Genomic DNA, 23,242 nt, shown 5'->3' on the forward strand with positions numbered 1-23,242 from the left:
CGCGCTTTTTTTGTTTTGCATTATTTAAGTGCAGATTTTGTCAATGAGAGAAAAGCTCCCTGCCCCCGAACCGATTTGGTTAACGGGCAAACGTGAAACAAATCACTCAGTTCTCACCAACTCCCTTTCATTGCATGCCGCTTCGTGATTATTCTCACATCCCCGCCGTATCGCTACCCCCGCTACTATTAACGCCTGAAACTACTTCTTTTTACATGATCTAATCCTGAAACTTTTTTGCTCTGAAATGTGGCGCAGGTTTCAGTTTTGCACCGCTGCGGGGCGTTGAGCGCACCTTTTCCTGTCTACACTCAGCTTATTGCGGCAAGCGTACACGCAATACGCATGCTGCAATTCTGGCACTCCCTTTGCTTAACAGAGACTGGCAGATGCCACAGACAGGTAACGGCGCCTCCCGGACGCCAAAAATATAACGATAATTTCGCCACACAGGATGCATTATGAAAAAGATGACGATCGCCACTCTGGTTGCAGCCGGTTCGTTGTTGGGCCTGGCAAACCAGGCGCATGCTGGAACCTCGCTTGATGCAGTGAAAAAGAAAGGCTTTGTGCAATGCGGTATCAGTGACGGCCTGCCGGGTTTTTCCTACGCGGACGCGAGCGGTAAATTTACTGGTATAGATGTGGACGTTTGCCGTGGCGTCGCCGCAGCTGTGTTCGGAGATGCCACAAAAGTTAAGTACACCCCGCTCACCGCCAAAGAACGTTTTACCGCACTGCAGTCTGGCGAGGTCGACATCCTTTCTCGTAATACAACCTGGACCTCCTCGCGCGATGCGGGCATGGGCATGATTTTCACCGGCGTCACCTATTACGACGGCATCGGCTTCCTGACGCATAACAAAGCGGGCCTGAAGAGCGCGAAAGAGCTGGATGGCGCAACGGTTTGTATTCAGGCAGGTACGGATACCGAGCTGAACGTCGCGGATTACTTTAAAGCGAACAATATGAAGTACACACCGGTGACGTTCGACCGTTCCGATGAATCTGCCAAGGCGCTGGAATCAGGACGCTGCGATACCCTCGCCTCCGACCAGTCGCAGCTCTACGCCCTGCGCATCAAGTTGAGCAACCCGGGCGAGTGGATCGTTCTGCCAGAGGTTATTTCTAAAGAGCCTCTAGGGCCGGTCGTACGCCGTGGCGATGAAGACTGGTTCGCCATCGTACGCTGGACGCTGTTCGCCATGCTGAACGCTGAAGAAATGGGCGTAGATTCTAAAAACGTCGACCAGATGGCCGCTAACCCTACCACACCTGATATGGCGCACCTGCTAGGCAAAGAGGGCGACTTCGGTAAGGATCTGAAGCTCGACAACAAATGGGCATATAACATCGTTAAGCAGGTCGGTAACTACGCTGAAATCTTTGAAAATAACGTTGGGGCCAACAGTCCGCTGAAAATCAAACGTGGACAGAACAACCTGTGGAACAAAGGTGGCATCCAGTACGCTCCGCCAGTTCGCTAAGCGAAACGTCAGGTATGGGCACCGCTGCGGCGGTGTCCATGGATTGAGTTTATGTTACTGAGGTTTGCTTATGCTCCAACGCCGCCCAACCGTAAAAGGAGAGCTCTCCTTTTCTAATCCCGCGGTTCGTGCCTGGCTGTACCAGATTGTCGCCGTTGCTATCGTCGTTGGCATTGCGGCTTACCTGATACACAACACCGTCACCAACCTTAATAATCGTGGCATTACCTCAGGTTTTGCGTTTCTTGACCGTGCTGCCGGGTTTGGCATCGTGCAGCACCTTATAGATTACGAGCAGGGCGATACCTATGGCCGCGTGTTCGTCGTCGGGCTATTGAACACGCTTTTGGTATCCGCGTTATGCATCGTGTTTGCATCTATCATCGGCTTCTTTCTCGGACTCGCACGTTTGTCTGAAAACTGGCTGCTACGCAAGCTCTCGACCATCTATATTGAGACATTCCGCAATATCCCGCCGCTGCTGCAAATATTCTTCTGGTATTTTGCCGTACTGCGCAATTTGCCAGGGCCGCGCCAGGCGGTGAATGCCTTTGACCTGCTTTTTCTCAGTAACCGCGGGCTTTATATTCCTTCACCTATTATGGGCGAAGGGGCGCTGGCTTTTGTCGCAGCTATCGCTATCGCAGTGCTCATTTCTATAGGCCTGTTTCGCTACAACAAGCTGCATCAAATCAAAACCGGCCAGCTCAGGCGCACGTGGCCAGCCGCGCTTGGCCTGCTGATTTTGTTACCCGTACTGGCGCATTTGATATTTGGGGCGGCACTGCATTGGGACGTACCTGCTCTGCGGGGGTTTAACTTCCGGGGTGGCATGGTGCTCATCCCGGAACTCGCGGCACTCACGCTGGCGCTGTCGGTATACACCTCGGCATTTATCGCCGAGATCATCCGCTCCGGCATTCAGTCGGTGCCTTATGGCCAGCATGAGGCGGCGCGATCTCTCGCGCTACCGCATACGGTGACGTTACGTCAGGTCATTATTCCGCAGGCCATGCGCGTCATCATTCCACCGCTGACCAGCCAGTATCTCAACATCGTGAAGAACTCATCGCTGGCGGCGGCAATTGGCTATCCGGATATGGTGTCGCTGTTTGCCGGTACGGTGCTGAACCAAACCGGGCAGGCTATCGAAACCATTGCCATCACCATGTCGGTTTACCTGATTATCAGTCTGACTATTTCTCTGCTGATGAATATCTATAACCGCCGCATCGCCCTGGTTGAGCGCTAAGGATCCATGATGACGAAAGCACTACTATCACATCAGGCGCCCCCGAAGGCCGTTCGATCCGGGCCGGTACAGTGGGCGCGTAAAAACCTGTTTTCGAGCTGGTCGAATAGCCTGCTCACCCTTTTCTGCTTCTGGGCGATCTGGGAACTGGTTCCCCCACTGCTTAACTGGGCAATTTTTCAGGCTAACTGGTTCGGGGAAACGCGTGCCGACTGTACTAAAGAAGGTGCGTGCTGGGTCTTTATTCACGCGCGCTTCGGGCAGTTCATGTACGGCCTTTACCCGCACGATCAGCGTTGGCGCATCAATCTTGCATTGGTTATCGGGCTACTCTCTATTGTGCCCATGTTCTGGAACGCCATGCCGCGCCGCGGGCGATACATTGCCGTATGGGCCGTCGTATATCCGCTGATTGTCTGGTGGCTAATGTATGGGGGTGTTCTGGGGCTGGATCGCGTGGAAACCCGGCAGTGGGGTGGGCTGACGCTGACGCTTATCATCGCTTCGGTAGGGATTGCGGGCGCTCTGCCGCTCGGAATATTACTCGCGCTGGGCCGCCGTTCCCGCATGCCGGTCGTCAGGATTCTATCAGTCGTTTTTATCGAATTCTGGCGCGGCGTGCCGTTAATTACCGTGCTGTTTATGTCATCGGTGATGCTGCCGCTTTTTCTGTCAGAAGGAACCAGCATCGATAAGCTGATACGAGCGCTGGTTGGGGTGATCCTCTTCCAGTCAGCCTATGTTGCGGAGGTTGTAAGAGGCGGCCTGCAGGCTCTACCAAAAGGCCAATACGAAGCGGCAGAATCCTTAGCTTTAGGCTACTGGAAAACGCAGGGGCTGGTGATTTTACCCCAGGCATTAAAAATGGTGATCCCGGGCCTGGTCAACACGATCATCGCATTGTTTAAGGATACAAGCCTTGTGATCATCATCGGCCTGTTCGATCTGTTTAGCAGCGTTCAGCAGGCAACGGTCGATCCCGCATGGCTCGGAATGTCTACCGAAGGTTATGTCTTTGCCGCCCTGATCTACTGGGCTTTTTGTTTCAGCATGTCGCGCTATAGCCAGCATCTGGAAAAGCGCTTTAACACCGGGCGATCACCGCACTGAGGATAAAAATGAACCCAATCACTTTGCAACCTGCCGACGCGATGATCTCGCTTGAGAACGTCAATAAATGGTTCGGGCAGTTTCACGTGCTAAAGGATATCAATTTAAAGGTTAAGCAAGGCGAACGTATCGTACTCTGCGGGCCGTCGGGTTCGGGAAAGTCGACCACGATCCGCTGCATCAACCATCTCGAAGAGCATCAAAAAGGCCGTATTATTGTTGATGGAACAGAGCTGAATGATGATTTGCGCAATATAGAAAAAGTGCGCACGGAGGTAGGAATGGTATTTCAACACTTCAACCTTTTTCCTCATCTTACGGTGCTGCAAAACTGCACTTTGGCACCGATTTGGGTAAAAAAGATGCCCAGGAAAGAGGCCGAAGAGCTTGGGATGCATTACCTGGAACGCGTTCGTATCGCTGAGCATGCTCATAAATTCCCTGGCCAAATCTCCGGCGGGCAGCAGCAGCGCGTGGCAATTGCCCGTTCGCTGTGCATGAAACCAAAAATCATGCTCTTTGATGAGCCCACTTCCGCACTCGACCCGGAGATGGTCAAAGAAGTGCTGGATACCATGATTGGTCTGGCCCAGTCGGGTATGACGATGCTGTGTGTGACACACGAAATGGGTTTTGCCAGAACGGTTGCCGACAGGGTGATCTTTATGGATCGCGGGGAGATTGTAGAACAGGCACCGCCCGATGAATTCTTTGCTCATCCAAAGTCAGAACGTACCCGAGCGTTTCTTTCGCAGGTTATTCATTGATATGAAAAGACCGCCGATGCGGTCTTTTCTTCAATGCAAAACAAAAAGGCCATCCTTTCGGATGGCCTTGATGCTTTATTTGAAGCCTGGCAGTTCCCTACTCTCGCATGGGGAGACCCCACACTACCATCGGCGCTACGGCGTTTCACTTCTGAGTTCGGCATGGGGTCAGGTGGGACCACCGCGCTAGTGCCGCCAGGCAAATTCTTTACTAAATCGCCGAACTTTAACCTAAAAACTGGTGCTGATACCCAGAGTCGAACTGGGGACCTCACCCTTACCAAGGGTGCGCTCTACCAACTGAGCCATATCAGCACGCTAATTCTTTAACAGCCTGCTTAAAGAGCAAACCGTTTAAATTGAAGCCTGGCAGTTCCCTACTCTCGCATGGGGAGACCCCACACTACCATCGGCGCTACGGCGTTTCACTTCTGAGTTCGGCATGGGGTCAGGTGGGACCACCGCGCTAGTGCCGCCAGGCATATTCTGTCTATCAACCGTTACGTTGTCCACGTAACCATTGATTTAATCTCGGACCAGCTGAAAATTATATCGTCTCTCTCACCAAAACACCTTCGGTGTTGTAAGGTTAAGCCTCACGGATCATTAGTACTGGTTAGCTCAACGTATCGCTACGCTTACACACCCAGCCTATCAACGTCGTAGTCTTCAACGTTCCTTCAGGACTCTCAGGGAGTCAGGGAGAATTCATCTCGGGGCAAGTTTCGCGCTTAGATGCTTTCAGCGCTTATCTCTTCCGCATTTAGCTACCGGGCAATGCCATTGGCATGACAACCCGAACACCAGTGATGCGTCCACTCCGGTCCTCTCGTACTAGGAGCAGCCCCCCTCAATTCTCCAGCGCCCACGGCAGATAGGGACCGAACTGTCTCACGACGTTCTAAACCCAGCTCGCGTACCACTTTAAATGGCGAACAGCCATACCCTTGGGACCTACTTCAGCCCCAGGATGTGATGAGCCGACATCGAGGTGCCAAACACCGCCGTCGATATGAACTCTTGGGCGGTATCAGCCTGTTATCCCCGGAGTACCTTTTATCCGTTGAGCGATGGCCCTTCCATTCAGAACCACCGGATCACTAAGACCTGCTTTCGCACCTGCTCGAGCCGTCACTCTCGCAGTCAAGCTAGCTTATGCCTTTGCACTAACCTCACGATGTCCGACCGTGATTAGCTAACCTTCGTGCTCCTCCGTTACGCTTTAGGAGGAGACCGCCCCAGTCAAACTACCCACCAGACACTGTCCGCAACCCGGATAACGGGTCTACGTTAGAACACCAGCCATTAAAGGGTGGTATTTCAAGGTTGGCTCCACGCAGACTGGCGTCCACGCTTCAAAGCCTCCCACCTATCCTACACATCAAGGACCAGTGTTCAGTGTCAAGCTATAGTAAAGGTTCACGGGGTCTTTCCGTCTTGCCGCGGGTACACTGCATCTTCACAGCGAGTTCAATTTCACTGAGTCTCGGGTGGAGACAGCCTGGCCATCATTACGCCATTCGTGCAGGTCGGAACTTACCCGACAAGGAATTTCGCTACCTTAGGACCGTTATAGTTACGGCCGCCGTTTACCGGGGCTTCGATCAAGAGCTTCGCCTTGCGGCTGACCCCATCAATTAACCTTCCGGCACCGGGCAGGCGTCACACCGTATACGTCCACTTTCGTGTTTGCACAGTGCTGTGTTTTTAATAAACAGTTGCAGCCAGCTGGTATCTTCGACTGCCTTCAGCTCCACGAGTAAATCGCTTCACCTAACGACAGCGTGCCTTCTCCCGAAGTTACGGCACCATTTTGCCTAGTTCCTTCACCCGAGTTCTCTCAAGCGCCTTGGTATTCTCTACCTGACCACCTGTGTCGGTTTGGGGTACGATTTGATGTTACCTGATGCTTAGAGGCTTTTCCTGGAAGCAGGGCATTTGTTACTTCAGCACCGTAGTGCCTCGTCATCACACCTCAGCGTTTAATAAGAGTCCGGATTTACCTAAACTCTCCGCCTACATGCTTAAACCGGGACAACCGTCGCCCGGCTAACATAGCCTTCTCCGTCCCCCCTTCGCAGTAACACCGAGTACAGGAATATTAACCTGTTTCCCATCGACTACGCCTTTCGGCCTCGCCTTAGGGGTCGACTCACCCTGCCCCGATTAACGTTGGACAGGAACCCTTGGTCTTCCGGCGAGCGGGCTTTTCACCCGCTTTATCGTTACTTATGTCAGCATTCGCACTTCTGATACCTCCAGCAAACCTCACAGTTCACCTTCGACGGCTTACAGAACGCTCCCCTACCCAACAACACATAGTGTCGCTGCCGCAGCTTCGGTGCATGGTTTAGCCCCGTTACATCTTCCGCGCAGGCCGACTCGACCAGTGAGCTATTACGCTTTCTTTAAATGATGGCTGCTTCTAAGCCAACATCCTGGCTGTCTGTGCCTTCCCACATCGTTTCCCACTTAACCATGACTTTGGGACCTTAGCTGGCGGTCTGGGTTGTTTCCCTCTTCACGACGGACGTTAGCACCCGCCGTGTGTCTCCCGTGATAACATTCTTCGGTATTCGTAGTTTGCATCGGGTTGGTAAGCCGGGATGGCCCCCTAGCCGAAACAGTGCTCTACCCCCGAAGATGAGTTCACGAGGCGCTACCTAAATAGCTTTCGGGGAGAACCAGCTATCTCCCGGTTTGATTGGCCTTTCACCCCCAGCCACAAGTCATCCGCTAATTTTTCAACATTAGTCGGTTCGGTCCTCCAGTTAGTGTTACCCAACCTTCAACCTGCCCATGGCTAGATCACCGGGTTTCGGGTCTATACCCTGCAACTTAACGCCCAGTTAAGACTCGGTTTCCCTGCGGCTCCCCTATACGGTTAACCTTGCTACAGAATATAAGTCGCTGACCCATTATACAAAAGGTACGCAGTCACCCCATAAATGAGGCTCCCACTGCTTGTACGTACACGGTTTCAGGTTCTGTTTCACTCCCCTCGCCGGGGTTCTTTTCGCCTTTCCCTCACGGTACTGGTTCACTATCGGTCAGTCAGGAGTATTTAGCCTTGGAGGATGGTCCCCCCATATTCAGACAGGATACCACGTGTCCCGCCCTACTCTTCGAACTCACAGAATATGCATTTTAGTGTACGGGAGTATCACCCTGTACCCTGCGACTTTCCAGACGCTTCCACTAACACACAAACTGATTCAGGTTCTGGGCTGCTCCCCGTTCGCTCGCCGCTACTGGGGGAATCTCGGTTGATTTCTTTTCCTCGGGGTACTTAGATGTTTCAGTTCCCCCGGTTCGCTTCGTTAAGTTATGTATTGGCTTAACGATAGTGTGACGAATCACACTGGGTTTCCCCATTCGGAAATCGCCGGTTATAACGGTTCATATCACCTTACCGACGCTTATCGCAGATTAGCACGTCCTTCATCGCCTCTGACTGCCAGGGCATCCACCGTGTACGCTTAGTCGCTTAACCTCACAACCCGAAGGTGTCTCGTAAGACACAATCGACGTTGTGAAAATTTGAGAGACTCGAACATATCGTATTCCCATTCCTTATTACGGAGGAATGAGACGACATGTCGTTTCAATTTTCAGCTTGTTCCGGATTTTTAAAGAGCAAATACTTCGCAGTACACCGCTGTACGGTACACTCGGAAGTATTGTGTGAGCGTGAAATGATGGTGGAGCTAAGCGGGATCGAACCGCTGACCTCCTGCGTGCAAGGCAGGCGCTCTCCCAGCTGAGCTATAGCCCCATCGATTTCGTAAAACCTTATGTTACCTTAACTTCTTTACAGGCAAGGCGCGTCACCGCGAAGCATACTTGAGTATGTGAGCGGGGGCGCAACACAGCATGGAGAGAAGTTTGGTAGGCCTGAGTGGACTTGAACCACCGACCTCACCCTTATCAGGGGTGCGCTCTAACCACCTGAGCTACAAGCCTATAAGGTTTTACTGCTCGTTTTCTATCAGACAATCTGTGTGAGCACTACGCGGGTTGTATCTATTAGGTAAGGAGGTGATCCAACCGCAGGTTCCCCTACGGTTACCTTGTTACGACTTCACCCCAGTCATGAATCACAAAGTGGTAAGCGCCCTCCCGAAGGTTAAGCTACCTACTTCTTTTGCAACCCACTCCCATGGTGTGACGGGCGGTGTGTACAAGGCCCGGGAACGTATTCACCGTGGCATTCTGATCCACGATTACTAGCGATTCCGACTTCACGGAGTCGAGTTGCAGACTCCGATCCGGACTACGACGCACTTTATGAGGTCCGCTTGCTCTCGCGAGGTCGCTTCTCTTTGTATGCGCCATTGTAGCACGTGTGTAGCCCTACTCGTAAGGGCCATGATGACTTGACGTCATCCCCACCTTCCTCCAGTTTATCACTGGCAGTCTCCTTTGAGTTCCCGGCCGAACCGCTGGCAACAAAGGATAAGGGTTGCGCTCGTTGCGGGACTTAACCCAACATTTCACAACACGAGCTGACGACAGCCATGCAGCACCTGTCTCACAGTTCCCGAAGGCACTAAGGTATCTCTACCGAATTCTGTGGATGTCAAGAGTAGGTAAGGTTCTTCGCGTTGCATCGAATTAAACCACATGCTCCACCGCTTGTGCGGGCCCCCGTCAATTCATTTGAGTTTTAACCTTGCGGCCGTACTCCCCAGGCGGTCGACTTAACGCGTTAGCTCCGGAAGCCACTCCTCAAGGGAACAACCTCCAAGTCGACATCGTTTACGGCGTGGACTACCAGGGTATCTAATCCTGTTTGCTCCCCACGCTTTCGCACCTGAGCGTCAGTCTTTGTCCAGGGGGCCGCCTTCGCCACCGGTATTCCTCCAGATCTCTACGCATTTCACCGCTACACCTGGAATTCTACCCCCCTCTACAAGACTCAAGCTTGCCAGTTTCAAATGCAGTTCCCAGGTTGAGCCCGGGGATTTCACATCTGACTTAACAAACCGCCTGCGTGCGCTTTACGCCCAGTAATTCCGATTAACGCTTGCACCCTCCGTATTACCGCGGCTGCTGGCACGGAGTTAGCCGGTGCTTCTTCTGCGAGTAACGTCAATCACTGTGGTTATTAACCACAATGCCTTCCTCCTCGCTGAAAGTACTTTACAACCCGAAGGCCTTCTTCATACACGCGGCATGGCTGCATCAGGCTTGCGCCCATTGTGCAATATTCCCCACTGCTGCCTCCCGTAGGAGTCTGGACCGTGTCTCAGTTCCAGTGTGGCTGGTCATCCTCTCAGACCAGCTAGGGATCGTCGCCTAGGTGAGCCATTACCCCACCTACTAGCTAATCCCATCTGGGCACATCTGATGGCAAGAGGCCCGAAGGTCCCCCTCTTTGGTCTTGCGACGTTATGCGGTATTAGCTACCGTTTCCAGTAGTTATCCCCCTCCATCAGGCAGTTTCCCAGACATTACTCACCCGTCCGCCGCTCGCCGGCAAAGTAGCAAGCTACTTTCCGCTGCCGCTCGACTTGCATGTGTTAGGCCTGCCGCCAGCGTTCAATCTGAGCCATGATCAAACTCTTCAATTAAAAGCTTGATTTGCTTCAACTCGTGAAGCGGTGCTCAAAAATTAACTTTCGTAATAATTCAACTAAATGAATTACTGCTTGGTCACTCTTCAAGACTTGATATTTTTTTGTACCCGAAGGTACTGAGATATCAATCCTGCGAGTGCCCACACAGATTGTCTGATAAATTGTTAAAGAGCAGTGAGTTAGCCGCTTTCGCCGGGTAACTCGAGGTGGCGTATATTACGCTTTCCTCTTTCAGAGTCAAGTCTAAATTTCAGAACTTTTTCTCTTTATCGACCCGGCTGTTTGTGTGAAGTGATTCACATCCGCCGTGTCGATGGAGGCGCATTATAGGGATCCCGTTTTTTTGCACAAGCATTTTTTCGATCTTTTCTCTCAAACGTTTAGTTTTCAGCCTTTTCGATGAGATCTTGCCCGATCCGCCCCCTTTGTCATGGTTTCCCTGCTTGCTAATGGTTAAAAAAGCAGCCAAAGTTTATCTATCAAATGAATTTCCTGAGGTTGTTATGTCCGCTGTATTACGTTCATTCCAGAAAATATCCCCAAAAGTAGGTCAACGAGTGATGCTGGATCCTTCTAGTGTAGTGATTGGCGATGTGCGTCTATCCGATGATGTCAGTATCTGGCCTTTAGTTGCGATACGCGGCGACGTTAACTATGTGCAGATCGGGGCGCGAACGAATATCCAGGATGGCAGCGTCCTGCATGTCACGCACAAGTCTTCTTATAATCCGGAAGGTAACCCGCTTATCGTTGGCGAGGACGTTACCGTTGGGCACAAAGTTATGCTCCACGGCTGCACGATCGGAAATCGGGTTCTGGTCGGGATGGGATCGATTCTGCTGGATGGTGTAGTAATAGAAGATGACGTAATGATCGGCGCCGGTAGCCTGGTTCCACAGAACAAGCGTTTAGAAAGCGGCTTCTTATACCTGGGTAGCCCGGTGAAGCAGATTCGGCCATTAAAAGAGGCGGAGCTAGAAGGGCTGAGATACTCGGCAAACAACTATGTGCGTTGGAAAAACGAATATCTTGCTCAGGATAACCAATACCATCCCTGATGGTCTTCTTGTTCATCAAGGATCAGCGTTTGCGCTTCTTCTTCCAGGTCCCAGCGGTGCGTTCGAAACATACCAAGCCACCCCTGAGGACTGTCGCCGCCGTAACGGCTGGCGACAGTTTCACCTGAAATGGCGCAGGTCACATGGAAACCATTCACCAACGCCGGGAAACAGATGGCGCTCAGCCGATCGTCCCAGGTTTCGCGATCGGGAAACTGAATCGCCTGGTTCACTTCGCCATTTCCTGTTTCAGCTTTTCAATTACAGGGGTAATTTCTGGCAGCACCCCGTGCCAGAGCAGAAACGCGTGTGCCGCCTGGCCCACCAGCATCCCCAACCCGTCCGCATAATTTTGCACACCGTGCTGCGTGCTCCATGCAAGGAAAGAGGTCAGCCCCTTCTGATAGAACATGTCATAGCAACTGACGTGATGGGAAAGCAGAGATGCAGGAATGGCTGGAATACCGCCGTCAACGCCGCTGGATGTCGCATTAATAATTAAATCGAACTCATGCCCATCCAGATTATGCTGCTCCACGGCCTGTACGCTTCCGGTATGGCTGAACAGTTTGGCAAGCTCTTCGGCCCGCCCAAAAGTGCGGTTAGTAATTGTCACCGCGCAGTCCAGAGAGAGCAAAGGCAATAAAACGCCGCGCGCAGCCCCACCAGCCCCCAGCAGGAGAATACGATATCCGGGTTTAATCAGGGATAGACGTTCCAGATCGCTTAGTAAACCTATGCCATCCGTGTTATCCCCAAGAAGACGCCCGTCATCCAAACGCTTTAACGTATTAACCGCGCCAGCCAGCGCGGCACGTTCGGTCAGCTCGTCAGAACGGGCAAATGCCTGCTCTTTGAAAGGCATTGTGATGTTCGCCCCTTTGCCACCAGCCTTGAAGAATATTTCCAGCGTTTCGACGAAGGCATCCATTGGTGCAAGAATGCGGCCATAGGGATGTTCAATATTCCGCTGTTCGGCAAACAGCTTATGTATCTGCGGCGATTTGCTATGTTGAATCGGGTTACCGAAGACGGCGAAGGTTTCCATTGTTTACCCCTGACGGAAGAGTTCGCCGGTTAGGGCGTCACGAATTTCAGAAGGATTCTGGCGGCCGCCGGTTTCGCCACGCAGCACCGGGAAAGCATCGCCAAATTGTTCCAGCACTTCCTGAGCTGTACGGCACGGCGGCAGCCCGGAAAGGTTAGCGCTGGTTGATACCAGCGGTTTACCAAATTCCAGACAAAGCGCTTTTACCAACGGATGATCCGTAACTCTTACAGCCAGAGAATCAAATCGCCCGGTCAGCCAGCGAGGCGTCGAAGACAAAGCAGGAAAGACAAAGGTTACCGGGCCTGGCCAGCGCGAGAAAACAGCTTCACGCTGGGCTGCGGATAATGCCTCTTCGTCTATATAGGGTTGTAGCTGTTCAAAATTTGCGGCAATCAGGATTAAACCTTTATCTACCGGACGTTGTTTTAATTCGAGCAAACGGGAAACCGCCAGCTCGCTATCTGGATCGCAACCGACGCCAAAGACGGCTTCAGTTGGATAGGCGATGACATTTTTATTTTTCAGAGCAGCTACGATTTCCGCGAGCGGCCCCTGTTGCAGGCTATTGTTCACAATCTTATTCCGCCGAAACCGGCTTTCCACATTGTTTACTGGCACACTGGCATTTAACGCCCTGAGCCGTTTTCTTTTCGATTAATAACGGATACTGGCACGCGGGACAAATGCCCGCGATAGGCTTGAAGTTGATGACAAACTGGCAATCGGGGTAGCGATCGCAAGACCAGAAGGTTTTGCCGTAGCGCGATCGACGTTGAACCAGTTGGCCTTGCTGGCACTGCGGGCAGGTTATCGCCGTCTCGTCTGGCTTATCAATGACTTCGGTATGCCCGCATTCCGGGTAATTGCTGCAGCCGATGAACATCCCAAACCGCCCTTGGCGCAGCACGAGCGTGGCCTGGCATTCAGGACAATGCTGACCTTCCAGTACTTTAACGATATGCCCATCCGACTGGCCTTTTAATGGCCGCACATAATCGCATTCCGGATAATGAGAACAGCCCAGGAAAGGACCATTTTTACCGGAACGAATGACTAACTCTGCCCCACATTGGGGGCAGGGTTCATTTTTAGGCACCGTGAAGAGTGCTGATCTGGTCATAACATCTCATGCCGCACAAAATTTTAATGCAGCATACCTTCATTTACTTCGAAGAGTAATTCTTCCATCTGTTGATATGCGTTTTCACAGCCCGGGATATTGAACAGCACCATTAACACCACCCACTTTAAGTCTTCCAACTCAAATTCGGCCGTGTCGAGCGCCAACACGCGTTCAATCACCATTTCTCGGGTTTCGAGGTTCAACACCTGAATCTGCTCAAGGAAGAGTAAAAATCCCCGGCAGCTGGCATCCAGACGCAGGCTTTCTTCTTCCGTGTAGATGCGCATGGAGAGTGGGTCGGCGGCTAATTGCATCGGCTCGGTGAGCCCTTCCTGATAATCAGCCAGCTTTTCGAGCCATACCAACGCGTTATAAATGTCTTCGCGATCAAAACCGGCATCGGTGAGATCGCGCGTCAATTTATCTTGATCAACGCGCATTTCCGCTTCGTTATGGATGTAGGTTTCAAATAAGTACATTAGTACGTCGAACATGGCATGCCCTCCTCAATCGGACATAGCCGCCGGGTACAGCTGCGATCCATCCTGCTAACTCCAGTTCGAGCAGTTGGGCTACCGTCTCTGGCACAGGTTGGCCGGCACGTTCAGCGACGACGTCAACAGGTGTAACCTCATCTCCTACGTTAGCCAACAGCTCAGGAAATGGCAATGTGTGTTCCCCTTCATCGCGTGAATATATTAGGGTTTTGTGCGGTGACGGAAGCCACTGCAATTCACTTTCCAGGTACTCGAGAATGTCTAACGGATGGCTGACGAGCATGGCACCTTGTTTAATCAGCCAATGCGGGCCTTCGCTGCCCGGGCTGCCAACCGGCCCCGGCAGCGCGAAGACTTCCCTTCCCTGTTCGAGGGCGTATCTGGCGCTAACCAACGAACCGCTTCTTTCTGACGCCTCGACAACAAATACAGCTCTACTCAAGCCGCTAATAATACGATTGCGGCGAGGGAAGTTGCTCGGCCATGGCGTGGTGGCTAATGGGAATTCAGAAACAAGCGTACCGCCATTATCCAAAATGTTGTGCGCTAGCTGCTTATGGCGCTTAGGGTAGATATCCCCCAGACCATTTCCCAGTACGGCAACGGTTTTACCGTGAACATGCAAAGCCGCCCGGTGAGCGACGGCGTCAATGCCTAACGCAAGGCCGCTGGTTATCGTCAGGCCTGCCGTAGCTAAAGGTTCACAAAACATGCGACACCACCTTTCGCCATACAGGGAAAGGTTACGGCTACCGACCACGGCGAGCTGATTGCTGGAGAGAAGTTCAATATCCCCGGCGACGAACAGCGCCGCAGGAAAGCAGTCTATCGCCCGAAGCTGTTCCGGATAACTTGGGTTGAGTGCGGTAAGAAGGCGTTGACTTGGCTCTTCAAGCCATGCGTATGTCGCATCCAGTTCCCGTTCACTAACGGCTGAAAACTGTTTTATCTGGCGAGTGGACATCCCTGCATTTGCCAGCGCCGCGGGGCTGCAATCGGAATGAGTTTCCAGTAAATGCGCTATTTCCAGCAGCTTATCGCCACTCAGGCTGTTAACCGCCATCAGGCGTAACCAAATCTCCGTTGGTAGCACAGTTTCCCCTTGCCATAAGCTATTAAAGCAATCCTTGCGATTGGTCACTGATGCTGTCAATCAAGGGGGGTTTTGTCTAGAATAGAGAGAATAATCCTTTCATCAATTGAACACAGCTCTGGATAAATATGTCAGTTTTGCAGGTATTACATTTTCCGGACGAGCGCCTTCGCACTGTGGCGGCTCCGGTCAAAGAGGTGAATGCTGAGATTCAGCGTATTGTCGACGATATGTTCGAGACAATGTACGCCGAAGAGGGCATCGGCCTTGCGGCAACACAGGTCGATATTCATCAGCGCATTATTGTGATTGATGTTTCTGAAAACCGCGATGAACGCCTGGTATTAATCAATCCTGAACTGCTCGAAAAAAGCGGTGAAACCGGTATTGAGGAAGGCTGCCTTTCTATTCCCGAGCAGCGTGCTCTGGTCCCGCGTGCAGAAACAGTAAAAATCCGCGCGCTCGACCGTGACGGCAAATCCTATGAACTGGAAGCAGACGGTCTTCTGGCTATCTGTATTCAGCACGAGATGGATCACCTGGTCGGCAAACTGTTTGTCGATTACCTCTCGCCGATGAAGCGCCAGCGCATTCGTCAGAAACTGGAAAAAATGGCTCGTCTAAACAAGAGCGCTTAATCCATCACAAAAGGGAATAATGTGTCTGATTCTTTGCGTATTATTTTCGCTGGTACCCCCGACTTTGCAGCGCGTCATCTTGACGCGCTGTTGTCATCTGAGCATCAGGTAGTTGGCGTTTTTACACAGCCGGATCGCCCTGCAGGACGCGGCAAGAAACTGATGCCGAGCCCGGTTAAAATGCTGGCCTGCGAAAAAGAAATCCCTGTTTTTCAACCTGCGTCTTTACGCCCAGCGGAAAATCAGCAGCTGATTGCGGATTTAAATGCAGATGTAATGGTTGTTGTGGCCTATGGCCTGATCTTGCCAAAAACCGTGCTTGATATGCCACGCCTCGGCTGCATTAACGTGCATGGTTCACTGCTGCCGCGCTGGCGTGGCGCCGCGCCTATTCAGCGTTCTTTATGGGCGGGCGACGCGAAAACCGGCGTGACTATCATGCAAATGGACGTCGGCCTGGATACTGGCGATATGCTATACAAGCTTGCTTGTGATATCAGGCCGGAAGATACCAGCGCGACGCTCTACGACAAGCTTGCTGACTTAGGCCCACAAGGCCTACTTGAAACATTGAGCCAGCTGGCATCAGGCTCGGTTAGCCCAGAAGTTCAGGACGAAACGCTGGTCACCTACGCAGAAAAGCTTAGCAAAGAAGAGGCTCGCATTGACTGGTCGCTTTCTGCCGTGCAGCTCGAGCGCTGTATCCGCGCTTTTAACCCGTGGCCAATGAGCTGGTTAGAGATTGACGGGCAGCCGGTCAAAGTCTGGCGCGCCTCTGCTATCGAAAAGCAAACCAGCGCGGCTCCAGGGACAATCCTTGACGCTAACAAGCAGGGTATCCAAGTGGCAACCGCTGACGGCATTTTGAATCTTGAAGAGCTTCAGCCGGCGGGCAAAAAAGCGATGAAAGCGCAGGATCTGCTGAACTCTCGTCGCGAATGGTTTGAACCAGGCGCATTGCTCGCCTGACTAAATAAATATTATACGCCCAGGTTTTGCCTGGGCATTTTTGTTTTTAAGCGCCGGAAAACAGAGCGTGGCTATGAAAAAATCTCTTAATCTTCGCAGTCTGGCAGCCCAGACCATTGAACAGGTTGTTGAAAAAGGGCAGTCATTGAGTAATGTACTGCCGCCAGTGCAGCAAAAAGTCTCTGATAAAGACAAAGCGCTACTGCAAGAGCTATGCTTTGGCGTGTTACGCACGCTGCCGCAGCTCGAGTGGCTGGTAGGTAAGCTAATGTCCCGCCCGATGACCGGTAAACAGCGCACCATCCACTACCTGATCATGGTAGGTTTTTATCAGCTGCTTTATACACGCATTCCCGCTCACGCCGCGCTAGCCGAAACCGTTGAAGGTGCTGTTGCAATCAAGCGTCAGAATTTAAAGGGGTTAATCAACGGGGTTTTGCGCCAGTTCCAGCGTCAGCAGGAAGAGCTGATGGCTGAAGCAGCGAATCATCAAAGCCGCTTCCTTCACCCGTCATGGCTGATTCAACGCATCAAGAAAGCCTACCCAAGCCAATGGCAAAGCATTATCGAAGCAAATAACCTGCGTCCTCCGATGTGGCTGCGCGTTAATCGTCAGCATCATTCGCGTGATGAATGGCTCAAGCTGCTTCAAGAGGCTGGCCTTGAGGGGCAGCCGCACGAGCGCTATCCCGATGCCGTCCGTCTTGGTACGCCAGCGTCGGTTCATGTATTACCTGGTTTTGAGCAAGGCTGGGTTACCGTGCAGGATGCCTCCGCTCAGGGTTGCGTCGATCTGCTTGATCCCAAGGATGGCGAATCGATCCTGGATTTATGCGCAGCGCCAGGCGGTAAAACCACCCATATTCTCGAAGCCGCGCCGGGGGCCAGGGTCATGGCCGTGGACGTTGACCCGCAGCGCCTTAAGCGCGTACACGAAAACCTGGAGCGCCTTGGTATGCAGGCAGAAGTTAAACAGGGCGATGGACGCTTCCCTGCGCAGTGGTGCGGCACGCAGCAGTTCGATCGTATTCTGCTTGATGCTCCCTGTTCAGCTACGGGCGTAATCCGCCGCCATCCAGATATAAAATGGCTGCGTCGCGATAGAGATATAGCCGAGCTGGCAGAACTGCAAAAAGAGATTCTGGAAGCTATCTGGCAGCATCTAAAAACGGGTGGCACGCTGCTGTATGCAACCTGTTCGATCCTGCCGGAGGAGAATAGCCAGCAGGTCAGCGCTTTCCTTGCACGGCACCCTGAAGCAAAGCTTGTGGAAACCGGCACGTCAGAACAGCCTGGCATTCAGAATTTGCCTGCGGAGCATGAAGGCGACGGCTTCTTTTACGCTAAGCTTATTAAAAACTGACTCACGCTTCACTGAGTCGTTAGTTGCATCATCAATGAAGCTATAAACAATGAAAATAATCATTCTGGGTGCCGGCCAGGTCGGCGGCACTCTGGCAGAAAACCTGGTCGGCGAAAACAATGACATTACCGTTGTGGATACCAATCAGGATCGCCTGCGCAGCCTGCAGGACAAGTTTGATCTTCGTGTCGTTCAGGGCCACGGCTCGCATCCACGTGTGCTGCGTGAAGCCGGGGCAGATGATGCCGACATGCTCGTCGCGGTTACCAGCTCTGATGAAACGAATATGATTGCCTGCCAGGTAGCCTATTCCCTGTTTAATACGCCTAACCGCATTGCGCGCATCCGTGCGCCAGATTATGTACGTGATGCTGAACGTCTGTTTAATGCGGAAGCCGTGCCTATCGATCATCTCATCGCGCCAGAACAGTTGGTTATCGATAACATCTATCGCCTTATTGAGTATCCTGGTGCGCTGCAGGTCGTTAACTTTGCGGAAGGAAAGGTAAGTCTCGCAGTAGTGAAGGCCTACTACGGTGGGCCACTCGTGGGAAATGCTCTTTCGACGATGCGGGAGCATATGCCACATATTGAGACGCGAGTTGCCGCCATTTTCCGCCATGACCACCCTATCCGCCCGCAGGGTTCAACCATTGTTGAAGCCGGTGACGAAGTTTTTTTCATTGCCGCGTCCCAAAATATTCGCGCTGTGATGAGTGAACTTCAACGACTTGAAAAGCCTTATAAGCGAATCATGTTGGTTGGCGGTGGTAACATCGGCGCGGGGCTGGCACAGCGCCTGGAAAAAGATTACAGCGTTAAGCTTATAGAACGCGATCCACAGCGCGCGGCTGAATTAGCGGAAATGCTGCAGAATACTATCGTTTTCTACGGTGATGCATCCGATCAGGAGCTGCTGGCGGAAGAGCATATCGAACAGGTCGATTTGTTTATTGCAGTCACTAATGACGACGAAGCGAATATCATGTCCGCGATGCTCGCGAAACGGATGGGTGCCAAGAAAGTCATGGTGCTAATACAGCGCCGCGCCTATGTAGACCTCGTTCAGGGCAGCGTCATTGACATCGCTATTTCACCACAGCAGGCGACAATATCAGCCCTGCTAGGTCACGTGCGTAAAGCCGATATAGTGGGTGTTTCGTCTTTACGTCGAGGCGTTGCGGAGGCCATCGAGGCCGTTGCTCATGGAGATGAGAGTACATCAAGGGTTGTCGGACGTGTGATCGACGAGATTAAACTCCCGCCTGGCACCATTATTGGCGCGGTAGTCCGTGGAAACGATGTCATGATAGCTAATGACAATCTCAGAATTGAGCAAGGCGATCACGTTATTATGTTCCTGACAGATAAGAAGTTTGTTAGCGACGTTGAACGTCTTTTCCAGCCAAGTCCGTTCTTCCTTTAATCACATCTGGGCAGAGAGTTGTTCTGCCCATTTCACCTTCACAATCAAAAAACCTTCTTATATTTAAGGAATTGGGCCGCAATTCTTATTTCACCGTGTAATGGAAATCGAGTCAGCATTTGTTAGACTTATTAACGTCAGCCAGTACAAGGAGAGAAAAATGAGCATGTTGAAAGAATTCCGCGAGTTCGCGATGCGCGGGAATGTTGTTGATTTGGCAGTGGGTGTGATCATTGGTGCCGCTTTCGGGAAAATAGTCTCTTCACTTGTTGCGGATATTATTATGCCGCCGCTCGGGTTGTTGATTGGTGGCGTTGATTTTAAACAATTTGCTCTTACGTTAAGACCGGCAGTCGGAGATATTCCCGCTGTGGTAATGCATTACGGCGTGTTCATTCAGAACATTTTTGATTTCCTGATCGTTGCCTTTGCTATCTTTATGGCAATTAAAGTGATCAATAAGCTGAACCGTAAGAAAAAAGAAGAACCGGCGGCACCGCCTGCGCCATCTAAAGAAGAAGTTTTGCTGAGTGAAATTCGCGATCTGCTTAAACAACAGAATGAAAGAATTTAATACTGCTCGATAAAAAGTGGAAGGCCAGTGGTAAAAAAGCAGACTGCTTGTTTGCCACTGGCCTCCCAGTTACCCCGTTTGCCATGTTTTACATTACGTTGATAGCTGCCTTTCCCTTTCTTGTTTTTCTCAACCCTTTGACGAAACAACGGGTCGTGCAACAAAGCTTCAATAGCATTATCTTTTATAATGCCTTTCTTGTGCTGATACTGACTCATAAAAAACTCCAGTTGGTTAAAATAACGGCGAGATTTTATTCCTGTACCTTACCGTGTGCAATAATTATTTGGTGCTGCTCGCTCCCTGCTCTAGCGCCTCCAGTATCGAACAAAAAACACTACTATGTGCGCTGCCACAGCAGGCATCATTTAATCGCTGTAGCGAGCGACGCATATGTTCCAGTTCAACAATTTTTGACTCGACTTCTTTCAAACGGCATTGGACGATACCTTTGGATTCCTGGCAGGTGTGATGCTCAGGATCGACGCGGATCGAAAGCAGCTCACGTATTGTTTCCAGCGTAAAACCAAGCTGCTTAGCATAACGAATAAATTTAAGCCTTTGCAGATCCTTTTCACTGTACAAGCGAAATCCCCCCTCCGTTCGGACTTCATGATCCATCATCTGCTGCTTTTCATAGTAGCGAATGGTATCTGGAGTCACATCCGCCAGCCGGGCCAGCTCACCAATACGGTACATACTTAATCCTCATCAAATTTGTGAAGCAAACTTTCTGCATATTCACCGTGCAGAAAGTCAGTATTAACTCCAGCCTGACGCAACTTGAGTTCAAGAAGAGTAAGTTTTTTACTGATTGCCTGATAGTCCGGATGCTGCTGATTAATGGACTTTAGAAGATCGCTTAATTCAATCGCATCTTTACGCTGCTGTAATTCAGGTGGCAAACAACCCGCATTCTTTAAGAGTCGATAAGACACTCGCAGTTCAGCGGGGATGTGTGAGTCATCATCCAACTCTAGCGGCAAGCCGGAACCATGCAGGTTATCCAGGTCGCCTTTTTTCAAGGCTTCGGCAATATGAAGCTCAGCCCACTGATCGAGTAACCACATAACTTATTTTGATAGAGTGAGATTAAAGAAGGATACGACGGATAGGTGCAGGAGGGAAATCACAGATATAAAAAAACCGGGCAAGCCCGGTTTTTCTACGTTACTACAGATTACTCTGCAGCAGCTTCTGTTTGAGACTCGGCGCGATCAACCAGCTCGATGTAAGCCATCGGAGCATTGTCACCAGCACGGAAGCCACACTTAAGAATACGAGTGTAACCACCAGTACGGCTCGCAAAACGCGGACCCAGTTCATTAAACAGTTTTGCCACGATCTCGTTATCACGAGTACGGGCGAATGCCAGACGACGATTAGCAACGCTATCAGTCTTGGCAAGAGTAATCAGCGGCTCAACTACGCGACGCAGCTCTTTCGCTTTAGGCAGGGTCGTCTTGATGATCTCATGACGAACCAGTGAACCTGCCATGTTGCGGAACATAGCCTGGCGATGGCTGCTGTTGCGGTTCAGTTGACGACCACTCTTACGATGGCGCATGACCTTATCCTTCTCAGTAAAACCTTAACCTGTGATCCGGTTACTCGTCAGCGATGCTTGCCGGTGGCCAGTTTTCCAGGCGCATGCCCAGAGACAGTCCACGGGAAGCCAGCACGTCTTTAATCTCAGTAAGAGATTTTTTACCAAGGTTAGGCGTTTTGAGCAGCTCAACCTCGGTACGCTGTACCAGATCACCGATATAGTGGATAGCTTCTGCCTTAAGGCAGTTAGCAGAGCGGACAGTCAATTCCAGATCGTCAACAGGGCGCAGCAAGATCGGATCGAATTCTGGTTTCTCTTCTTTCACTTCCGGCTGACGTACATCACGTAAGTCAACGAAAGCTTCAAGTTGTTCAGCCAGAATGGTTGCCGCACGACGAATCGCCTCTTCAGGATCGATTGTGCCGTTGGTTTCCATTTCGATGACCAGCTTGTCCAGGTCGGTACGCTGCTCAACACGAGCTGCTTCAACATTGTAGGCAATACGCTCTACAGGGCTGTAGCAGGCGTCGACCAGCAGACGGCCGATTGGGCGCTCATCTTCTTCCGAATGAATTCGGGCAGAGGCCGGCACATAACCGCGACCGCGCTGAACTTTGATACGCATACTAATAGATGCGTTCTCATCGGTCAGGTGGCAGATCACATGCTGCGGCTTGACGATTTCGACATCACCATCATGGGTGATATCGGCTGCAGTCACAGGGCCAATGCCAGATTTATTCAGGGTAAGAATAACTTCATCTTTACCTTGAACTCTCACCGCCAGCCCTTTCAGGTTGAGCAGGATCTCCAGGATATCTTCCTGAACGCCTTCTTTGGTGCTGTACTCATGTAGTACACCATCAATCTCAACCTCAGTCACCGCGCAACCCGGCATAGACGAAAGCAGAATACGGCGCAGTGCGTTACCAAGAGTATGGCCAAAGCCACGCTCTAAAGGCTCAAGGGTCACCTTGGCGTGCGTCGAACTCACTTGCTCGATATCTACCAGGCGCGGTTTTAGAAACTCTGTCACAGAACCCTGCATTGTGTCCTCTCTTTGGTACTAAGCTTTACTTGGAGTAAAGCTCGACGATCAGGTGTTCGTTAATGTCCGCGGACAGATCAGTACGCTCAGGCTTACGCTTGAACACACCTTCCATCTTAGCAGCATCAACTTCCAGCCAGGTTGGCTTTTCACGCTGTTCAGCCAGCTCCAGAGCGGCCTTCACGCGAGATTGCTTTTTGGCTTTCTCACGGATGCTGACTACGTCATTCGGAGTTACCTGATAAGAAGCGATGTTAACAACGCGACCGTTTACCATAACTGACTTGTGGCTAACCAGCTGACGTGCTTCTGCACGAGTAGCGCCAAAGCCCATACGATAAACAACGTTGTCCAGACGACCTTCCAGCAGAGCCAACAGGTTTTCACCGGTGTTGCCTTTCAGACGAGCTGCTTCTTTATAGTAGTTACGGAACTGACGCTCCAGCACACCGTAGATACGGCGAACTTTTTGCTTTTCACGCAACTGCACACCATAGTCAGACAGACGCGGTTTACGCGCACCGTGCTGGCCAGGAGCTTGTTCAATTTTACACTTGGTATCGATCGCGCGAACGCCAGACTTAAGGAATAAGTCGGTGCCCTCACGACGGCTCAGCTTGAGCTTAGGACCCAAATATCTTGCCATTTTCTTTCTCCA

Annotated in this window: 22 protein-coding genes, 3 tRNA genes and 4 rRNA genes; 10 read left to right on the forward strand and 19 right to left on the reverse strand. The window is 51.5% G+C overall.

The features are described 5' to 3' along the window. Positions 1–461 precede the first annotated feature (461 nt). The 4 genes from ACSPHG_RS21550 (at position 462) to ACSPHG_RS21565 (ending at position 4,616) form a co-directional block, all read left to right on the forward strand. Positions 462–1,487 (forward strand): amino acid ABC transporter substrate-binding protein, encoded by a 1,026-nt coding sequence (locus ACSPHG_RS21550; protein WP_435955546.1) that lies wholly within the window; start codon positions 462–464, stop codon positions 1,485–1,487. A 70-nt stretch (positions 1,488–1,557) separates the two neighbouring features. After that, a complete protein-coding gene (locus tag ACSPHG_RS21555; RefSeq protein WP_435955547.1) occupies positions 1,558–2,739 on the forward strand; it encodes an amino acid ABC transporter permease in 1,182 nt (393 codons plus the stop codon). Positions 2,740–2,748: 9 nt separating this feature from the next. Further along, a complete protein-coding gene (locus ACSPHG_RS21560) occupies positions 2,749–3,849 on the forward strand; it encodes an amino acid ABC transporter permease (RefSeq protein WP_435955548.1) in 1,101 nt (366 codons plus the stop codon). Positions 3,850–3,857: 8 nt separating this feature from the next. Then, positions 3,858–4,616, forward strand: a complete 759-nt coding sequence (locus tag ACSPHG_RS21565; RefSeq protein WP_435955549.1) for an amino acid ABC transporter ATP-binding protein — start codon at positions 3,858–3,860, stop codon at positions 4,614–4,616. 84 nt (positions 4,617–4,700) lie between these two features. Here ACSPHG_RS21565 and rrf (ACSPHG_RS21570) read toward each other — a convergent pair. The 7 genes from rrf (ACSPHG_RS21570) to ACSPHG_RS21600 all read right to left on the reverse strand — a co-directional run bounded on the left by rrf (ACSPHG_RS21570) (position 4,701) and on the right by ACSPHG_RS21600 (position 10,189). Continuing rightward, positions 4,701–4,816: ribosomal RNA gene (rrf, locus tag ACSPHG_RS21570) — 5S ribosomal RNA — on the reverse strand. A 39-nt stretch (positions 4,817–4,855) separates the two neighbouring features. Then, positions 4,856–4,931: transfer RNA gene (locus tag ACSPHG_RS21575), tRNA-Thr, on the reverse strand. Positions 4,932–4,980: 49 nt separating this feature from the next. Next, a 5S ribosomal RNA gene (gene rrf / locus ACSPHG_RS21580) occupies positions 4,981–5,096 on the reverse strand. Positions 5,097–5,201: 105 nt separating this feature from the next. After that, positions 5,202–8,109: ribosomal RNA gene (locus ACSPHG_RS21585) — 23S ribosomal RNA — on the reverse strand. Positions 8,110–8,315: 206 nt separating this feature from the next. After that, positions 8,316–8,391: transfer RNA gene (locus tag ACSPHG_RS21590), tRNA-Ala, on the reverse strand. 111 nt (positions 8,392–8,502) lie between these two features. Then, positions 8,503–8,579, reverse strand: a tRNA-Ile gene (locus ACSPHG_RS21595). A gap of 68 nt (positions 8,580–8,647) precedes the next feature. Continuing rightward, positions 8,648–10,189, reverse strand: a 16S ribosomal RNA gene (locus ACSPHG_RS21600). Together the 16S, 23S and 5S rRNA genes with 3 tRNA genes alongside form the textbook arrangement of a ribosomal RNA operon. A 509-nt stretch (positions 10,190–10,698) precedes the next feature. Between ACSPHG_RS21600 and ACSPHG_RS21605 the strand changes: the two genes are divergently transcribed. Next, positions 10,699–11,253 (forward strand): gamma carbonic anhydrase family protein, encoded by a 555-nt coding sequence (locus ACSPHG_RS21605; protein ID WP_435956075.1) that lies wholly within the window; start codon positions 10,699–10,701, stop codon positions 11,251–11,253. Here the strand turns inward: ACSPHG_RS21605 and ACSPHG_RS21610 are convergent. From ACSPHG_RS21610 to dprA, 6 genes are read right to left on the reverse strand one after another with little or no spacing between them, the layout of a single operon-like run. Beyond that, positions 11,229–11,486 (reverse strand): DUF1488 family protein, encoded by a 258-nt coding sequence (locus ACSPHG_RS21610; protein WP_435955550.1) that lies wholly within the window; start codon positions 11,484–11,486, stop codon positions 11,229–11,231. The two genes, ACSPHG_RS21605 and ACSPHG_RS21610, sit on opposite strands and share 25 nt — an antisense overlap. Beyond that, positions 11,483–12,301: a shikimate dehydrogenase gene (gene aroE, locus ACSPHG_RS21615; RefSeq protein ID WP_435955551.1), complete on the reverse strand. Its 819-nt coding sequence runs from the start codon at positions 12,299–12,301 to the stop codon at positions 11,483–11,485. The genes ACSPHG_RS21610 and aroE overlap by 4 nt, the downstream gene beginning before the upstream one ends. A 3-nt stretch (positions 12,302–12,304) precedes the next feature. Then, positions 12,305–12,877, reverse strand: a complete 573-nt coding sequence (gene tsaC, locus ACSPHG_RS21620) for an L-threonylcarbamoyladenylate synthase type 1 TsaC (protein ID WP_435955552.1) — start codon at positions 12,875–12,877, stop codon at positions 12,305–12,307. A 4-nt stretch (positions 12,878–12,881) separates the two neighbouring features. Then, complete coding sequence (locus ACSPHG_RS21625; RefSeq protein WP_435955553.1) at positions 12,882–13,424, reverse strand: DNA topoisomerase family protein; 543 nt, start codon at positions 13,422–13,424, stop codon at positions 12,882–12,884. Between the two features lie 23 nt (positions 13,425–13,447). Then, complete coding sequence (smg, locus tag ACSPHG_RS21630; protein ID WP_435946993.1) at positions 13,448–13,921, reverse strand: DUF494 family protein Smg; 474 nt, start codon at positions 13,919–13,921, stop codon at positions 13,448–13,450. Next, complete coding sequence (gene dprA, locus ACSPHG_RS21635; RefSeq protein WP_435955554.1) at positions 13,893–15,017, reverse strand: DNA-protecting protein DprA; 1,125 nt, start codon at positions 15,015–15,017, stop codon at positions 13,893–13,895. The genes smg and dprA overlap by 29 nt, the downstream gene beginning before the upstream one ends. A 128-nt stretch (positions 15,018–15,145) precedes the next feature. On the opposite strand from dprA, the gene def reads away from it, so the two are divergent. The 5 genes from def to mscL all read left to right on the forward strand — a co-directional run bounded on the left by def (position 15,146) and on the right by mscL (position 19,987). After that, positions 15,146–15,655 (forward strand): peptide deformylase, encoded by a 510-nt coding sequence (gene def / locus ACSPHG_RS21640; RefSeq protein ID WP_435955555.1) that lies wholly within the window; start codon positions 15,146–15,148, stop codon positions 15,653–15,655. Between the two features lie 21 nt (positions 15,656–15,676). Further along, positions 15,677–16,624, forward strand: coding sequence for a methionyl-tRNA formyltransferase (gene fmt / locus ACSPHG_RS21645; RefSeq protein ID WP_435955556.1), 948 nt, complete (start codon positions 15,677–15,679; stop codon positions 16,622–16,624). Between the two features lie 73 nt (positions 16,625–16,697). Continuing rightward, positions 16,698–17,987 carry a 16S rRNA (cytosine(967)-C(5))-methyltransferase RsmB gene (gene rsmB, locus ACSPHG_RS21650; protein WP_435955557.1) on the forward strand — a complete coding sequence of 430 codons (1,290 nt, stop codon included), beginning with the start codon at positions 16,698–16,700 and terminating at the stop codon, positions 17,985–17,987. Between the two features lie 49 nt (positions 17,988–18,036). Further along, the gene (trkA, locus tag ACSPHG_RS21655) at positions 18,037–19,413 is read left to right on the forward strand and encodes a Trk system potassium transporter TrkA (RefSeq protein WP_435955558.1); all 1,377 of its coding nucleotides are present in this window, start codon (positions 18,037–18,039) and stop codon (positions 19,411–19,413) included. 160 nt (positions 19,414–19,573) lie between these two features. Next, positions 19,574–19,987, forward strand: coding sequence for a large-conductance mechanosensitive channel protein MscL (gene mscL, locus ACSPHG_RS21660; protein ID WP_435955559.1), 414 nt, complete (start codon positions 19,574–19,576; stop codon positions 19,985–19,987). Here the strand turns inward: mscL and ACSPHG_RS21665 are convergent. From ACSPHG_RS21665 to rpsD, 6 genes are all read right to left on the reverse strand, one after another. Next, positions 19,984–20,205, reverse strand: a complete 222-nt coding sequence (locus ACSPHG_RS21665) for an alternative ribosome-rescue factor A (RefSeq protein ID WP_435955560.1) — start codon at positions 20,203–20,205, stop codon at positions 19,984–19,986. The genes mscL and ACSPHG_RS21665 overlap by 4 nt on opposite strands. A 64-nt stretch (positions 20,206–20,269) precedes the next feature. Beyond that, complete coding sequence (zntR, locus tag ACSPHG_RS21670) at positions 20,270–20,686, reverse strand: Zn(2+)-responsive transcriptional regulator (protein WP_435955561.1); 417 nt, start codon at positions 20,684–20,686, stop codon at positions 20,270–20,272. Between the two features lie 2 nt (positions 20,687–20,688). Then, positions 20,689–21,057, reverse strand: coding sequence for a DnaJ family domain-containing protein (locus ACSPHG_RS21675; RefSeq protein ID WP_435955562.1), 369 nt, complete (start codon positions 21,055–21,057; stop codon positions 20,689–20,691). Between the two features lie 110 nt (positions 21,058–21,167). Next, a complete protein-coding gene (gene rplQ / locus ACSPHG_RS21680; protein WP_039898879.1) occupies positions 21,168–21,554 on the reverse strand; it encodes a 50S ribosomal protein L17 in 387 nt (128 codons plus the stop codon). 40 nt (positions 21,555–21,594) lie between these two features. Continuing rightward, positions 21,595–22,584, reverse strand: coding sequence for a DNA-directed RNA polymerase subunit alpha (locus tag ACSPHG_RS21685; RefSeq protein WP_002438685.1), 990 nt, complete (start codon positions 22,582–22,584; stop codon positions 21,595–21,597). A gap of 25 nt (positions 22,585–22,609) precedes the next feature. Beyond that, positions 22,610–23,230 carry a 30S ribosomal protein S4 gene (rpsD, locus tag ACSPHG_RS21690; RefSeq protein ID WP_202308084.1) on the reverse strand — a complete coding sequence of 207 codons (621 nt, stop codon included), beginning with the start codon at positions 23,228–23,230 and terminating at the stop codon, positions 22,610–22,612. Positions 23,231–23,242: the final 12 nt, after the last annotated feature.

It is taken from the genome of Dryocola baronae (assembly GCF_051297175.1).
Lineage (GTDB): Bacteria > Pseudomonadota > Gammaproteobacteria > Enterobacterales > Enterobacteriaceae > Dryocola.

Excerpts from the sequence above, each read along its gene's own strand:
- smg (WP_435946993.1), bottom strand. The coding sequence starts at position 13,921 with ATGTTCGACGTACTAATGTACTTATTTGAAACCTACATCCATAACGAA.
- def (WP_435955555.1), top strand. The coding sequence starts at position 15,146 with ATGTCAGTTTTGCAGGTATTACATTTTCCGGACGAGCGCCTTCGCACT.
- ACSPHG_RS21675 (WP_435955562.1), bottom strand. The coding sequence starts at position 21,057 with ATGTGGTTACTCGATCAGTGGGCTGAGCTTCATATTGCCGAAGCCTTG.
- ACSPHG_RS21565 (WP_435955549.1), top strand. The coding sequence starts at position 3,858 with ATGAACCCAATCACTTTGCAACCTGCCGACGCGATGATCTCGCTTGAG.
- zntR (WP_435955561.1), bottom strand. The coding sequence starts at position 20,686 with ATGTACCGTATTGGTGAGCTGGCCCGGCTGGCGGATGTGACTCCAGAT.
- ACSPHG_RS21555 (WP_435955547.1), top strand. The coding sequence starts at position 1,558 with ATGCTCCAACGCCGCCCAACCGTAAAAGGAGAGCTCTCCTTTTCTAAT.
- trkA (WP_435955558.1), top strand. The coding sequence starts at position 18,037 with ATGAAAATAATCATTCTGGGTGCCGGCCAGGTCGGCGGCACTCTGGCA.
- rpsD (WP_202308084.1), bottom strand. The coding sequence starts at position 23,230 with ATGGCAAGATATTTGGGTCCTAAGCTCAAGCTGAGCCGTCGTGAGGGC.
- ACSPHG_RS21560 (WP_435955548.1), top strand. The coding sequence starts at position 2,749 with ATGACGAAAGCACTACTATCACATCAGGCGCCCCCGAAGGCCGTTCGA.
- mscL (WP_435955559.1), top strand. The coding sequence starts at position 19,574 with ATGAGCATGTTGAAAGAATTCCGCGAGTTCGCGATGCGCGGGAATGTT.
- ACSPHG_RS21625 (WP_435955553.1), bottom strand. The coding sequence starts at position 13,424 with ATGACCAGATCAGCACTCTTCACGGTGCCTAAAAATGAACCCTGCCCC.
- ACSPHG_RS21665 (WP_435955560.1), bottom strand. The coding sequence starts at position 20,205 with ATGAGTCAGTATCAGCACAAGAAAGGCATTATAAAAGATAATGCTATT.
- rsmB (WP_435955557.1), top strand. The coding sequence starts at position 16,698 with ATGAAAAAATCTCTTAATCTTCGCAGTCTGGCAGCCCAGACCATTGAA.
- ACSPHG_RS21605 (WP_435956075.1), top strand. The coding sequence starts at position 10,699 with ATGTCCGCTGTATTACGTTCATTCCAGAAAATATCCCCAAAAGTAGGT.
- ACSPHG_RS21685 (WP_002438685.1), bottom strand. The coding sequence starts at position 22,584 with ATGCAGGGTTCTGTGACAGAGTTTCTAAAACCGCGCCTGGTAGATATC.
- rplQ (WP_039898879.1), bottom strand. The coding sequence starts at position 21,554 with ATGCGCCATCGTAAGAGTGGTCGTCAACTGAACCGCAACAGCAGCCAT.
- aroE (WP_435955551.1), bottom strand. The coding sequence starts at position 12,301 with ATGGAAACCTTCGCCGTCTTCGGTAACCCGATTCAACATAGCAAATCG.
- ACSPHG_RS21550 (WP_435955546.1), top strand. The coding sequence starts at position 462 with ATGAAAAAGATGACGATCGCCACTCTGGTTGCAGCCGGTTCGTTGTTG.